Origin of the sequence: Pseudomonas sp. FSL W5-0299, from assembly GCF_005930655.1 — a bacterium.
GTDB lineage: Bacteria > Pseudomonadota > Gammaproteobacteria > Pseudomonadales > Pseudomonadaceae > Aquipseudomonas > Aquipseudomonas mandelii.
In genome coordinates this window covers 269025-281669 of sequence record NZ_RXHX01000001.1, presented here as the reverse complement: position 1 = coordinate 281669, position 12645 = coordinate 269025, and the positions used below count along the sequence as shown (strand labels likewise).

At 61.2% G+C, this 12645-nt stretch carries 11 protein-coding genes; 5 read left to right on the top strand and 6 right to left on the bottom strand.

Features of this window, described 5'->3' with window-relative positions; genetic code table 11:
- Nucleotides 1–85 precede the first annotated feature (85 nt).
- Nucleotides 86–889: a substrate-binding periplasmic protein gene (locus tag FHL16_RS01395; RefSeq protein WP_010466917.1), complete on the top strand. Its 804-nt coding sequence runs from the start codon at nt 86–88 to the stop codon at nt 887–889.
- Between the two features lie 222 nt (nt 890–1111).
- Nucleotides 1112–2989, top strand: a complete 1878-nt coding sequence (locus FHL16_RS01390) for a DEAD/DEAH box helicase (protein WP_010466915.1) — start codon at nt 1112–1114, stop codon at nt 2987–2989.
- Between the two features lie 246 nt (nt 2990–3235).
- Here the strand turns inward: FHL16_RS01390 and FHL16_RS01385 are convergent, their stop codons facing one another.
- From FHL16_RS01385 to FHL16_RS01375, 3 genes are all read right to left on the bottom strand, one after another.
- On the bottom strand, nt 3236–3820 hold the full coding sequence (locus tag FHL16_RS01385; protein ID WP_077747241.1) for a YceI family protein: 585 nt from the start codon (nt 3818–3820) through the stop codon (nt 3236–3238).
- Between the two features lie 32 nt (nt 3821–3852).
- On the bottom strand, nt 3853–4404 hold the full coding sequence (locus FHL16_RS01380; protein ID WP_010466911.1) for a cytochrome b: 552 nt from the start codon (nt 4402–4404) through the stop codon (nt 3853–3855).
- A 265-nt stretch (nt 4405–4669) separates the two neighbouring features.
- Nucleotides 4670–6427: a flavin monoamine oxidase family protein gene (locus tag FHL16_RS01375; RefSeq protein ID WP_077747240.1), complete on the bottom strand. Its 1758-nt coding sequence runs from the start codon at nt 6425–6427 to the stop codon at nt 4670–4672.
- A gap of 222 nt (nt 6428–6649) precedes the next feature.
- Between FHL16_RS01375 and FHL16_RS01370 the strand changes: the two genes are divergently transcribed.
- Together FHL16_RS01370 and FHL16_RS01365 are read left to right on the top strand one after the other, a co-directional pair.
- Nucleotides 6650–8056 carry an adenosylmethionine--8-amino-7-oxononanoate transaminase gene (locus FHL16_RS01370; RefSeq protein ID WP_077747239.1) on the top strand — a complete coding sequence of 469 codons (1407 nt, stop codon included), beginning with the start codon at nt 6650–6652 and terminating at the stop codon, nt 8054–8056.
- A 195-nt stretch (nt 8057–8251) separates the two neighbouring features.
- Nucleotides 8252–8971: a 16S rRNA (uracil(1498)-N(3))-methyltransferase gene (locus FHL16_RS01365; RefSeq protein ID WP_010466899.1), complete on the top strand. Its 720-nt coding sequence runs from the start codon at nt 8252–8254 to the stop codon at nt 8969–8971.
- 116 nt (nt 8972–9087) lie between these two features.
- Here FHL16_RS01365 and FHL16_RS01360 read toward each other — a convergent pair whose 3' ends face one another.
- The 3 genes from FHL16_RS01360 to FHL16_RS01350 are packed head-to-tail and all read right to left on the bottom strand — an operon-like array spanning nt 9088 to nt 11628.
- On the bottom strand, nt 9088–9990 hold the full coding sequence (locus FHL16_RS01360) for a transporter substrate-binding domain-containing protein (RefSeq protein WP_017341248.1): 903 nt from the start codon (nt 9988–9990) through the stop codon (nt 9088–9090).
- A 27-nt stretch (nt 9991–10017) separates the two neighbouring features.
- A complete protein-coding gene (locus tag FHL16_RS01355) occupies nt 10018–10368 on the bottom strand; it encodes a RidA family protein (protein ID WP_010466895.1) in 351 nt (116 codons plus the stop codon).
- 18 nt (nt 10369–10386) lie between these two features.
- Nucleotides 10387–11628, bottom strand: a complete 1242-nt coding sequence (locus FHL16_RS01350; protein WP_077747238.1) for a D-amino acid dehydrogenase — start codon at nt 11626–11628, stop codon at nt 10387–10389.
- Between the two features lie 107 nt (nt 11629–11735).
- Between FHL16_RS01350 and FHL16_RS01345 the strand changes: the two genes are divergently transcribed.
- Nucleotides 11736–12644 carry a LysR family transcriptional regulator gene (locus FHL16_RS01345; RefSeq protein WP_077747237.1) on the top strand — a complete coding sequence of 303 codons (909 nt, stop codon included), beginning with the start codon at nt 11736–11738 and terminating at the stop codon, nt 12642–12644.
- Nucleotide 12645: the final 1 nt, after the last annotated feature.

Sequence of the window (12645 nt, the reverse complement as noted above, 5' to 3'; positions counted from 1 at the left end):
GGCCTTTTTTATGGATTGCGCCTCGGGCCAGAGCTTCTGGATCCGATTTCTGGCTCTTTATGACTTCTCGTCGTAATCTCAAGCCATGCCTCTGATCGCACAGTTACTCACCGTGTTTCTATTCTCTTGCCTGAGCTTTGCCGCCCGGGGCGAGAAGTTGCGCATTGTCACCGAGCCGTGGGCGCCTTATGTCTATGAGGAAAACGGCAAATCCCTGGGCCTGGATTACGAAACCACGGCGATCGTGTTCAAACGCCTGGGGATCGAAGTGGACTGGCAGTTCCTGCCATGGAAACGCTGCCTGTCGATGCTTGAAACAGGCCAGGCGGATGGAGCGCTGGACATTTTTCACAGCGATGAACGCGACGCTACCTTGCTCTACCCCAGCGAACCGCTGTCGGAAGTCGAGTTCGTGATGTTCTACGCTAATGAGCGGCCCCATCCGTTCCGCACCCTCGACGACCTGAAAGGCCTGACCGTCGGCACCTCGCCGGGCTACCTCTATAGCAAGGATTTCAGCGAGTCGACTTTGTTCACCCGGGAGCCGGCGCCAACCCATGAAGCCAACTTCGGCAAACTGGTGCGCGGGCGGATCGACCTGCTGATCACTGATCGCCGGGTCGGGCAGCACTTGCTCGACGAATTGGGCATCCGCGACAAGATCACCGAAAACCCCACCGTCATCAGCCGCCAGAGCCAGTTTTTGGCGGTACGCCGTAACGCCGGCATGGATTTGCTGGTGCAGCGTTTCGGTGCCGAACTCAAGCGCTTCAAGCGCGAGCCCGCCTACGCTGAGCTCAGCGCCCGTTATGGCGCAGGCCCGGGGGTGCAAGCCGCCGCCACCACCACCGAAAAAACCGTTGAGCAGCAGGAAAGCGGCGCGCAGTGATTGCTCTGTTATACTCCGGCCTTCCCGCCAGGCTCACGCCCGGACGCTCGGACTTGTTCAAGGCATCTCGATCCGCTACAGCGCAGCTTTTCAGCCCGCGCGAGCGCTCCAGACGAGCTTTCAAGGCCCAGCAGGACCGGACGGGATTGCGTTCCTCTTAAACGCCATTCGCGCCAGGCAAGACTCCCATTGGGCCAAGCCCTAACTAAAACAGGATTACTCATGTCCTTTGCTTCCCTCGGTCTCTCCGAGGCTTTAGTCCGCGCCATCGAGGCAGCGGGCTATACCGAGCCTACTCCGGTGCAACAGCGGGCTATCCCCGCCGTGTTGCAAGGTCGCGACCTGATGGTCGCGGCTCAGACAGGTACTGGTAAAACCGGCGGCTTCGCCCTTCCGATTCTGGAGCGGTTGTTCCCCAACGGTCACCCGGACAAATCCCAGCGTCACGGCCCGCGCCAACCGCGCGTACTGGTCCTGACCCCTACCCGCGAACTCGCGGCTCAAGTACACGAGAGCTTCAAGGTTTATGCCCGTGACCTGAAGTTCGTCAGCGCCTGCATCTTCGGCGGCGTCGGCATGAACCCGCAGGTTCAGGCCATGTCCCGTGGTGTCGACGTGCTGGTGGCCTGCCCTGGCCGCCTGCTCGACCTCGCCGGCCAAGGCAGCGTCGATTTGTCCCACGTGGAAATCCTCGTGCTGGACGAAGCCGACCGCATGCTCGACATGGGCTTTGTCCATGACGTGAAGAAGGTCCTGGCTCGCCTGCCGAGCAAACGTCAGAACCTGCTGTTCTCGGCGACCTTCTCCAAAGACATCACCGACCTTGCCGGCAAGCTGCTGCACAACCCGGAACGCATCGAAGTTACGCCGCCGAACACCACGGTCGAGCGCATCGAGCAACGCGTCTTCCGCCTGCCAGCCAACCACAAGCGTTCGCTGTTGGCGCACCTGATCACCGCTGGCGCCTGGGAACAGGTCCTGGTGTTCACCCGCACCAAGCACGGCGCCAACCGTCTGGCCGAGTACCTGGACAAACACGGCCTCAGCGCCGTCGCGATCCACGGCAACAAGAGCCAGAACGCCCGCACCAAAGCCTTGGCCGACTTCAAGGCCGGTGAAGTGCGCATTCTGGTCGCCACCGACATCGCCGCTCGCGGCCTCGACATCGACCAGTTGCCACACGTGGTCAACTTCGAGCTGCCGAACGTCGACGAAGATTACGTTCACCGTATCGGCCGTACCGGCCGTGCCGGTCGTTCGGGCGAGGCGATCTCGCTGGTCGCCCCGGACGAAGAAAAGCTGCTGAAAAGCATCGAGCGCATGACCAAGCAGAAGATTGCCGATGGCAACCTGATGGGCTTCGACTCCAGCGCTGTAGAAGCCGAGAAACCGGAAGTTCGCGAGCGTCCGGATGTGCGTAACCCACGTAACCCACGTGGCCCGCGCGGCGACGGCCCGAACGGCACCGGCGGTGGCGGCGGTCGTAAAGACAAGGGCAAGGACAAGGGCGGCAAGGAAAAAGCGCCTGCCACTGGCCGTGGCGATCGCCCGGCCCGTGAACACAAGCCACGCGAAGGCACCCCGGCTCGCGAGCAACAGCGTCCGGCTCCTCGTGCTGCCGTTGATCGTGCGCCGGACGAGTTCCTGGACGACGATGTGGATAACTTCGGTAACCGCGTTGACTACGTGCCTCAAGCCAAACCGGCTCAGGGCCGTGGCCGCCGTCCGGGTGCTCCGGCACCAGGCGCGGCAGCCGGCGCAGGTGCTCCACGCACCGGCGGCAAGCCTCAGGGTCGCCAAAGCGGTCCGCGCAGCAGCGACGGCGCCACCACCGGCACGCCGCCGGCCAAGCGCAGTGGCCCACGTAACGGCGCTCCACGTGACGGCCAGGCCCGTCGTGAAGAGTCCCGCAACCGTCGTCCGGCTCGCACCGACGACCAGCCACGTTCGGAACCGGCCGTGCAAAACCCGCGCGGCCCGGCACCGAAGATCATTCACAAGGAGTCGAAAACCGATCGTTTCCCGACTCCAGAGCAACTTGATCAACTGCCAGGCCGTCCACGCGGTGAGAAGCCAGCGTTGCTGACCCGCAATCGCTGATTTAGCACTGCCATAAAAAATGCCCCGGCTCTCACGACCCGGGGCATTTTTTTGGCCTGACGCAACCCCCTGTAGGAGCGAGGCTTGCCCGCGAAGGGGTCAACCGGATTTCTGTGGAGAGGCCGCTGGCGCTTTCGCGGGCAAGCCTCGCTCCTACAGGATTTTGGGTGCGACGCAGATTATGTTCGGCCATAAAAAACGCCCCCGATCGCGAGATCGGGGGCGTTTTCGTGTCAGGGGCGAAAATTACTTCGCCTTCACACCTTCAAACGAAACGTACAACTCGACGGCATCGGACGCTGGGCCCAGGTCTTTCTGCTTGCCGAAGTCGGAACGCTTGATGCTGGTGGTGCCTTCGAAGCCGGCACGGTAGCCGCCCCATGGATCCTTGCCTTCGCCCAGGAAGGTAGCCTTGACCACGACTGGCTTGGTCACGCCAAGGATGGTCAGGTCGCCGGTCACGTCGGCAGTGTCTTTGCCAGCGGCGTTTTTGCCGGTGGATTTAACGCTGGTGGAGACGAACTTGGCTTTAGACCCGTCCAGGAAGTCTTTGCTGGCGATGTGCTTGTCGCGCTCGGCATGGTTGGTGAACACACTGGCGGTGTTGACGTTGAACTCGATCTTGCTCGCTTCCGGCTTGGCCGCATCGAAGCTGAACTTGCCGTCGATGTCCTTGAAGGTACCGGTGATGTAGCTGTATCCCAAGTGGCTGATCTTGAAGTCAACGAAGGCGTGCTGGCCTTCTTTGTCGACGACGTAGTCAGCCGCCATCACGTTAGCGGACAGCAGAGCCGAACCGATTGCCAGAGCAGCGAGTGTTTTTTTCAACATGCTTTCTATTCCTTTGGAGTCGAGGTTGAACTTCAGGCTTTGCGGCCCAGCATTCGATTGAGGGTCGCATCACGATCGATAAAGTGGTGCTTCAATGCTGCCAACGCGTGGAGACCGGAAAAAATTACCAGCGCCCACGCCAGATACAGATGAATCACACCGGCGGTGTCTGCCTGGTCCGGTAGTCCGGAAACCAGCGCAGGAATTTCAAACAGGCCAAACACCGAAATCCCGACACCGTCTGCGGTGGAAATCAGGTATCCGGCAATCATCACAGCAAACAGGCTGAAGTACAGGAACGAATGACCGAACTTGGCGCCGAGACGCGTCATGCGGCTATATGTCTCCAGTGTCGGCGGTGGCGGGCTGATAAAGCGCCACAACACCCGCAGGACCATGACAGCCAACAACACCAGGCCAATGCTCTTGTGCAATTCCGGCGCGTCTTTGCGCCAGGTGCTGTAGTAGTCGAGACCGACCATCCACAAGCCCAGCGCGAACAAACCGAAGACCGCCAGCGCCACGCCCCAGTGCATGAAGACGCTGACCCAACCGTAGCGGGAAGAAGAGTTACGTAGCTGCATTGCCCAAATCCTGTGAGAACTGCGACCAAGACTATCGAGTTATCTATCGAATTAAAGCGGAAAATTTCGCTTTGAAATATCGAGAAATACGATCAAGAGTCTGAAATAGAGTCGTTAAGGAAAGATTAAAGACCAATGTGTAATAAAAAATGAAGTCCAGCCATGGAACACCTGCGCCACAAGATTTATTCGATTCTTGTGATTGGTTTCTTTCAGGCATAAAAAAACGCGGCATGTCTGCCGCGTTTCTTTGAGTGCCAAAAGCTTACTGCGCTTTGGTTTCCGTCGCCGGGGTCGTAGAAGTTTTTGCCGCTGGTTTCTTCGCGGTTTCAGCCTTCTTCGCCGGGGCTTTGGCCGGCGCTTTTTTGGCTTCGGTCTTGGCAGCAGGCTTTTTCACCGGGGCTTTCTTGGCCGGCTCGGCTTTCACCGGGACCACAGGCTTCGGCGCTTCAACCGGTACAGGTGCTGGAGTCGGTGCCGGCGTTGGAGCAGGTGTCGGCGCCACTGGCTCTGGTGCCTTGACCGGTTCCGGCTTCTTGTCGTCATCGGACGAACCACCGAACAGGTTGGTGAAGAAGTTGCCTTTCTTCGCCGCCACCGCGCCGGCCGCTACAGCGGTCGCTGCCGGCACAACCTTCGCAGGCTCAAACGACTTGCCCGCCGCCAGGTCTTCAACCTGACTGGCTGCACGTTGACCGGTGCGCAATGCGCCTTCCAGCGTGCCTGGGTACAAGGTGTCGGTGTGTTCGCCAGCGAACGCTACGCGTTGCAGCGGACGTTCCCACAGGCGCCAGTATTTGCTGATCTGGCCCGGGCCGAAGGCCAGGTAAGCGCCGCCCATCGACGGGTCGGTGCTGTAGCGGCGGATTTCATAACCGGTGAACGAACCGCGCGCCTGTGGATAAAACGCATGCAGACGAATCAGCACCTGGTCGACCATCTGCTTGTCGCCGAACGCCTGCATCACCCGTGCGTTGTCGCCGGACAGGTTGATCACCACGTTGGCGCCACCCTTCAGCGCCGGCTCGACCCACAACATGCCCAGGCCGGTGTTGCTGTAGATCTCGCCGGACATGCGCGCCTTGCTTTCCCACACTGGCGTCTTGAACTTCAGCATAATCTGGTCACGCCAGCCGTAGTTGGTGCCCTTGATAGCACCCAGGTGCTGGGCGTCCAGCGCCGGGATCATCTGAATCTTGTTCAGGGCGCGCAACGGCACGGCCACCACCACGTAGTCAGCCTGATAGCCAACGCTGCCGACTTTGACGGTCACACCGTCCTTGTCCTGGTTGATGGACGACACCGGAGAGCTGGTCTTGATGGTTTTCAGCTGTTTGACGAAGGCCTGGGCCAGTACCGGGCTACCACCGAGCAGGCGCGAAGCGCGCAGGTCACGGTCGGAGACGCCACGGTAAACACGGCTCTGCTGTGCGAAATACAGCAACGACAGGCGCGAAGGTTCGTCGTAACGGGTACGAATCTGCTGGTTCACCAACTGACGTGCCGTGGCTGGCAGGCTCAGACGGTCGAGCCAGTTGGAAACGTTGATCTGATCCAGAGCGTGCAGCGTACTGTTGGCCGCCGGGTTCTGTGGATCTTCGATCGAACGCGCCAGATCGTCCAAGGTCTTTTCGTAGCGCTTGAGGGCTTCGGCGGTGGCCGGTTCCTTGGTGGCCAGGTCGGCGGCGGTGTAATACACGCCATCGATCAGGTAGCTCGGGGTCCGCACGAATTCAGGAGCTGGCGTGGTGCTCAGCTTGAAGGTCGATACGTATTTGTTCAGCACCGGTTGGGTCTTGTCGTTGCCGATCCACTCACTGGTGGCCATACCGGAGCGACCGCCCAGGCTCGGCTTGGCTTCCAGCAGGGTCACCTGCCAGCCTTTGTTCTGCAGTTCATAAGCGGCAGTAAGGCCCGAGAGCCCGCCGCCGATCACGATCGCCGTTTTATCCTTGGCCAGCGCAGACACGCTGAACAGCCCCAACATCACCAGCGCACAGGCGCGCAGCCAACCAGCAGACATTCAGCGAACTCCGGAAATACACGAGGAAATAGCGGTTTTACGAGTCAGACGACTCAAAGAACCGCGAAGAATACGTCAGCCATCAAAAGGCCGCCAGCGACGTCTATCGACCTATACAAAGTAGCTCAATCGACACAATGGGTTGTCCCCGTGCGATGCATTGCATAGGCTTGCGCGATTGTTTGCCCGCGAAACCAGCGAGCCGCCTCGAGGAGACTGAACATGGGCCTGAATAATCAGTGGATGCAACGCGATCTTGCGGTGTTGTGGCATCCCTGCACCCAGATGAAAGACCACGAACAGCTGCCACTGATCCCGATCAAGCGCGGTGAAGGCGTATGGCTGGAAGACTTCGAAGGCAAACGCTACCTCGACGCCGTCAGCTCCTGGTGGGTCAACGTATTTGGCCACGCCAACCCGCGCATCAACCAGCGCATCAAGGATCAGGTCGATCAGCTGGAGCACGTGATTCTGGCCGGTTTCAGCCATCAGCCGGTGATCGAGCTGTCGGAGCGTCTGGTGAAGATGACGCCGGAAGGCCTGACGCGGTGCTTCTACGCCGATAACGGTTCGTCCTGCATCGAAGTCGCGCTGAAAATGAGCTTTCACTACTGGCTCAACCGCGGCCAGCCGAACAAGAAGCGCTTTGTCACCCTGACCAACAGCTACCACGGCGAAACCATGGCGGCGATGTCGGTGGGCGATGTGCCGCTGTTCACCGAAACCTACAAGGCGTTGCTGCTGGACACCATCAAGGTACCGAGCCCCGATTGCTACTTGCGCCCCGAAGGCATGAGCTGGGAAGAACACTCGCGGAACATGTTCGCGGCCATGGAACAGACGTTGGCCGAGAACCACGACACCGTTGCGGCGGTGATTGTCGAGCCGTTGATCCAGGGTGCCGGCGGCATGCGCATGTATCACCCGGTGTACCTCAAACTGCTGCGCGAAGCCTGTGATCGCTATGGCGTACACCTGATCCACGACGAAATCGCCGTCGGCTTCGGCCGCACCGGGACGATGTTCGCCTGTGAACAGGCCGGCATCCGCCCGGACTTCCTCTGCCTGTCCAAGGCCCTGACCGGCGGCTACCTGCCGCTGGCGGCCTGCGTGACGACCGAGGATGTCTACAGCGCGTTCTACGACGACTACCCGACCCTGCGCGCCTTCCTGCATTCGCACAGCTACACCGGCAACCCGCTGGCGTGCGCGGCGGCTTTGGCGACGCTGGATATCTTCGAAGAAGACAACGTCATCGAGAACAACAAGGCATTGGCGCAGCGCATGGCCAGCGCGACCGCGCACCTGGCCGATCACCCGAACGTTTCGGAAGTGCGCCAGACCGGCATGGTGCTGGCCATCGAGATGGTCAAGGACAAGGCAACAAAAGAAGCTTATCCGTGGCAAGAGCGTCGCGGTTTGAAGGTGTTCCAGCACGCGCTGGAGCGCGGTGCTTTACTTCGACCGTTGGGCAGCGTGGTGTATTTCCTGCCGCCGTATGTGATTACACCGGAGCAGATCGATTTTCTGGCCGAAGTGGCCAGTGAAGGGATCGACATCGCGACCCGTGAGGGCATCAGCGTGTCGGTGCCGAAGGACTTCCACCCCGGCTTCCGCGATCCGGGCTGAGTCACCGAAAAACCCTGTGGCGAGGGAGCTTGCTCCCGCTCGGCTGCGAAGCAGTCGTACTCCGGCTTGCGCGTTTTAACTGACAAATCGCGGTCGCCGGGTTTGGGGCTGCTTCGCAACCCAGCGGGAGCTAGCTCCCTCGCCACAAAAGCTGATTGAGCACGCTGCTATATTCGACTTTTACAGAGATCCAAGATGAGACTGTCCCGCTTCTTTATCGACGCCCCCTTGAGCACCGGCGAACACGAATTGCCCGAGGCCCAGGCCCATTACATCAGCCGCGTCCTGCGGATGGCCGAGGGTGATGCGCTGCAATTGTTCGACGGCTCAGGCCATGAGTTTCGGGCCACGCTGGTGGAGGTCGGCAAGAAGCGCGTCGTCGTGCAGATCGATGAAAGCTTCGCCGGGCAAATCGAGTCGCCCTTGCAGATCCACCTCGGCCAGGGCTTGTCCCGAGGCGAGCGCATGGATTGGGCGATTCAGAAAGCCACTGAACTGGGCGTCACCGAAATCACCCCGATCTTCAGCGACCGCTGTGAAGTCCGCCTGAAGGATGAACGCGCCGACAAACGCCTGATGCACTGGCGCCAGGTGGCGATCAGCGCGTGCGAGCAATGCGGGCGTTCACGGGTGCCGGTGATTCATCCGCCGCTGTTGCTGGCGGACTGGTTGAAGCAGACCGAGGCTGAGTTGAAACTGGTGCTGCATCCGGTGGCTGAGCCGTTGGTGAGTCATGCCAAACCGACAACCTTGGCGTTTCTGATCGGGCCTGAGGGCGGGTTGTCCGATGCGGAAGTCGAGCAGGCCAAGGCTGGCGGTTTTCACGCCGCCCGCCTCGGTCCTCGCGTATTGCGCACCGAAACCGCACCCGTCGTGGCATTAGCGGTGGCGCAACAACTGTGGGGCGACTTCTAGGTTCTGATCGTTCCCACGCTCCGCGTGGGAATGCAGCCCGTGACGCTCCGCGTCACTGGACGCAGAGCGTCCCTAGAGGCATTCCCACGCAGAGCGTGGGAACGATCTGTCCGCAACTACTGCACCGGATCACTCACCGGTTTGGCGATGATGGCTTTCAGCTCGCTGGTCATCGGGAATTCCAGGTTCAAGCCTTTGGGCGGGATCGGCTGTTGGAACCAGCGGTTGTAGATGCCGTTGATTTCGCCCGAGCTGTACAGGTCGGCCAGCGTGGAGTTGACCAGTGCCAGGAACTGCGGATCATCCTTGCGCACCATGCAGCTGTAGATTTCCCGCGACTGCTCCTCACCCACCACCACCCACTTATGCGGATCGCGGGCCTTCGCTCGTTCACCATAGAGCAGCGCGTCGTCCATATAGAACGCCGCCGCCCGACCCGACTGCAGCATCTGGAAAGCCTCGCCATGGTCCTTGGCGCTGATCACGAACATATCGATCTTGTGATCGACGTTGTAACTCTTCAGAAACCGTTCATTCGTTGTGCCCGCGGTGGTCACGACGTTCTTGCCGCGCAGGTCAGCGAAACTCTTGATGCCGCTGTCCTTCGCCGTGAGCAACTGACCCTTCACGTAGATAAACCCGTAGGAAAACGCCACTTGCTGCATGCGCTCGGCGGTCACGCCGGTGGAGCCGCACTCAAGGTCGACCGTGCCGTTCTGCACCAGCGGAATGCGCGTTTGCGAGGTCACCAGGTTGTACTTCACCTGCAGATCCGGCAGTTCAAGCTTTTGCTTGATGCGCTCGACAATCTTGCTCGCCAGGTCCACCGAATAGCCCATCGGCTGCCCCGTGTGATCACCCACGTAGGAGAACGGCACCGACGCGTCGCGATAGCCCAGCGTGATGCTCTTGGCATTGGCAACCTTGTTCAGCGTACCGGTCAGTGGCGTTTCGTTGGCCTGGACCTGACTGGCGAGCAGCAGACCGAGGGTGCAGCCGATCAACGTGATTTTTTGCATTGTTATTCTCCGTTGTGGGTTGAGCGATTAGCGGCGCGCTGCGATCACGGTGATTTCCACCAGGACCTCGGGACGGGCCAGTTGCGCCTGCAAAGTAGTGCGGGTTGGCGCTTTGCCCGGTGACAGCCACTGCGACCAGACCTCATTCATGGCGGCAAAGTCGCGGCCAATGTCGTTCAGGTAAATGGTCGCGTTGAGCAGATGATCCTTGTCGCTGTCAGCTTCGGCCAGCAACGCATCGATCTTCGCCAGCACCTCGGCGGTTTGGCCGGTGACGTCGAGGCTGTCACCCGGAACCTGTCCCGAGAGAAACACCAGATCGCCAAAGGTCACCGCGCCAGAGAGCCGGCTGTTGCTGTTGATACGGTTGATGCTCATCGGTTTTTCCTTTTCAAGTCAGGCGACGCGGGGGGCGAGGCCCTGCATTTCAATCGAGGGTGCGCGCCGGGCGATCAACTCGCTGAGCAACCGGGCGCTGCCGCAAGCCAGGGTAAAACCCAGGGCGCCATGGCCCAGGTTGAGCCACAGGTTGCGGTACGCCGTGGCCCCGATCAACGGCACGCCGCTGGGGGTGGCCGGGCGCATGCCGGCCCATTCGATGGCGGCGGTGTAATCGGCGGCATTGGGTAAGGTTTCCTGCGCCTGGCGCTTGATCAGCGCCAGACGTTTGGGGTCGAGCGCCGGGTCGAAACCGACGATGTCGACCATCGCCGCCACGCGCAGTTGATCACCGATGCGGGCATAAACGATCTTGCGGTTGTAATCGGTGATGCTCAGCTCCGGCGCGCGATGTTCGGTGCGCACGGGCAAGGTCAGGCTGTAGCCCTTGAGCGGATACAGCGGCAGGTGCATGCCGGGCAGCGCCAGCGCCGGACTGCGATGACCGGCGGCGATCACCAGTTGCTCGACCGGCAGCACGTGCGAACCCATTTCTACAGCCTGCACCGCGCCATCCGCGTGGCGAATGCCGGTGACCTTGCGTCCCAGCAAAAACTCGCAACGCCCCGACGCCTGGAGCCGAGCCAGCAGTTGCTGGCAGAAAGCATGGCAATCGGCGACTTCTTCATCAGGCGTATAAATCGCGCCCACAAACGGCGCCTCGGCAAGCGCAGGCTCCAACTGTGCGCATTCGGCACGCGACAGCACGTGCTGCTGTTGCGGATCGGCCAGGCCATGGCGCGCATGCTCAAAACTCGCGGCTTCACGAAACGTCACCAGTTTGCCGTTGCGCCGCCAGGCGAAGCCGTCGAGACGGTCTTCGTCCCGCCAGCCTTGCAGCGTGGACTGGCTCAGCAGCGCCAGACGCAGCAGGTGCGCGCCGTTGCGCTGATTCACAGAACGACGGCACGCCGCCAGGAAGGACCCCATCCAGCGCCATTGCGCCGGGTCCAGGCGCGGACGCAACTTCAGCGGAGAGTCACCGCGCAGCATCCAGCCAAGCGCCTGCAACGGCACGCCGGCATCGGCCAGAGGCGCGACGTAACGGTAGGACAACTGGCCGCCGTTGGCGAAACTGGTCTCGCTGCCCAGCGAATCCCGGGCCTCGATCAGCGTCACGTCGATGCCGTCGCGAACCAGTGCGTAAGCCGTCGTCAGGCCGATGACGCCGCCACCGATGATGCAAACCCGCTGAGCCATGTCTGTCCTTAACCGTTGTTGAAACAGGCTTCAGGTTAGGACCAGGTGACAGACCTTGAACAATGCATAAAGATGCCTGACCCATAAACAAAGGTTATGGACTTGCCATGCGACTGCGACACATCGAGATTTTCCAGGCCATTCGCCAGACCGGTTCGGTCAGCGGCGCCGCGCAGTTGCTGCACGTGTCGCAGCCGGCGGTGAGCAAAGTGCTGCAACACGCCGAGCAGCAACTGGGCTTCCCGTTATTTCTGCGGGTGCGCGGTAAATTGCAGGCCACGCCCGAAGCGCTGGAGCTTGAGCGCGAGGTCGACAAGGTCACCGAAAGCCTGCAAGGCGTGCGACGTCTGGCCCAGAGCCTGCGCCGCGAGCCGGGTCACAGCGTGAGGATCGGCGCGATCCCGGCGCTGGCCTTGTCGCTGCTGCCGCCGGCCATCAACGAGTGGACGCAACGCTACCCGGACATTGTCTGCGAGCTGTCCAGCGCCCACAGCCGTGAGTTGATGCAGAATTTGTTGATGCGCGAAGTGGATGTCGCGCTGACCTTGCAACCGCCGGATCATCCGGGCCTGAAGGCGCAGCCCCTGGCCTGCGGGGTGTTGGTGGCGCTGGCGCCGTTGGGCTATTGGACCGACGACGCCTTGGGCCAGCCATTACCCTTGATCGAACTGGCCGGCGCGCCGCTGATCGGCCTGTCCAGCGCCGATCCGCTGGCGGCCAGGCTCGACAGCTACCTTGAGGCGGTCGAGCCGCCACCACGGGTTCGGATCGCCGTGCAGACCTATTCGCTGGCGCGGGCGATGGTTGAATCCGGTGCCGGGTTGGCGGTGATCGATCCGTTTACTGCGCTTGGCGCATCCCCCGCCACCACGGCGATTCGACCTCTGGCGCCAGCGTTACCGATCACGTTGTATGCGGTCACCCGCGCCGACGAACCGCCGCCCCATACCTTGAGCGACTTGTTGCAGGTGTTCAGCCGACGGGCGCAGGCACAACTGGATCGCCTGTGTTCCTGAG

Excerpts from the sequence above, each read along its gene's own strand:
- FHL16_RS01395 (WP_010466917.1), top strand. The coding sequence starts at position 86 with ATGCCTCTGATCGCACAGTTACTCACCGTGTTTCTATTCTCTTGCCTG.
- FHL16_RS01390 (WP_010466915.1), top strand. The coding sequence starts at position 1,112 with ATGTCCTTTGCTTCCCTCGGTCTCTCCGAGGCTTTAGTCCGCGCCATC.
- FHL16_RS01385 (WP_077747241.1), bottom strand. The coding sequence starts at position 3,820 with ATGTTGAAAAAAACACTCGCTGCTCTGGCAATCGGTTCGGCTCTGCTG.
- FHL16_RS01380 (WP_010466911.1), bottom strand. The coding sequence starts at position 4,404 with ATGCAGCTACGTAACTCTTCTTCCCGCTACGGTTGGGTCAGCGTCTTC.
- FHL16_RS01375 (WP_077747240.1), bottom strand. The coding sequence starts at position 6,427 with ATGTCTGCTGGTTGGCTGCGCGCCTGTGCGCTGGTGATGTTGGGGCTG.
- FHL16_RS01370 (WP_077747239.1), top strand. The coding sequence starts at position 6,650 with ATGGGCCTGAATAATCAGTGGATGCAACGCGATCTTGCGGTGTTGTGG.
- FHL16_RS01365 (WP_010466899.1), top strand. The coding sequence starts at position 8,252 with ATGAGACTGTCCCGCTTCTTTATCGACGCCCCCTTGAGCACCGGCGAA.
- FHL16_RS01360 (WP_017341248.1), bottom strand. The coding sequence starts at position 9,990 with ATGCAAAAAATCACGTTGATCGGCTGCACCCTCGGTCTGCTGCTCGCC.
- FHL16_RS01355 (WP_010466895.1), bottom strand. The coding sequence starts at position 10,368 with ATGAGCATCAACCGTATCAACAGCAACAGCCGGCTCTCTGGCGCGGTG.
- FHL16_RS01350 (WP_077747238.1), bottom strand. The coding sequence starts at position 11,628 with ATGGCTCAGCGGGTTTGCATCATCGGTGGCGGCGTCATCGGCCTGACG.
- FHL16_RS01345 (WP_077747237.1), top strand. The coding sequence starts at position 11,736 with ATGCGACTGCGACACATCGAGATTTTCCAGGCCATTCGCCAGACCGGT.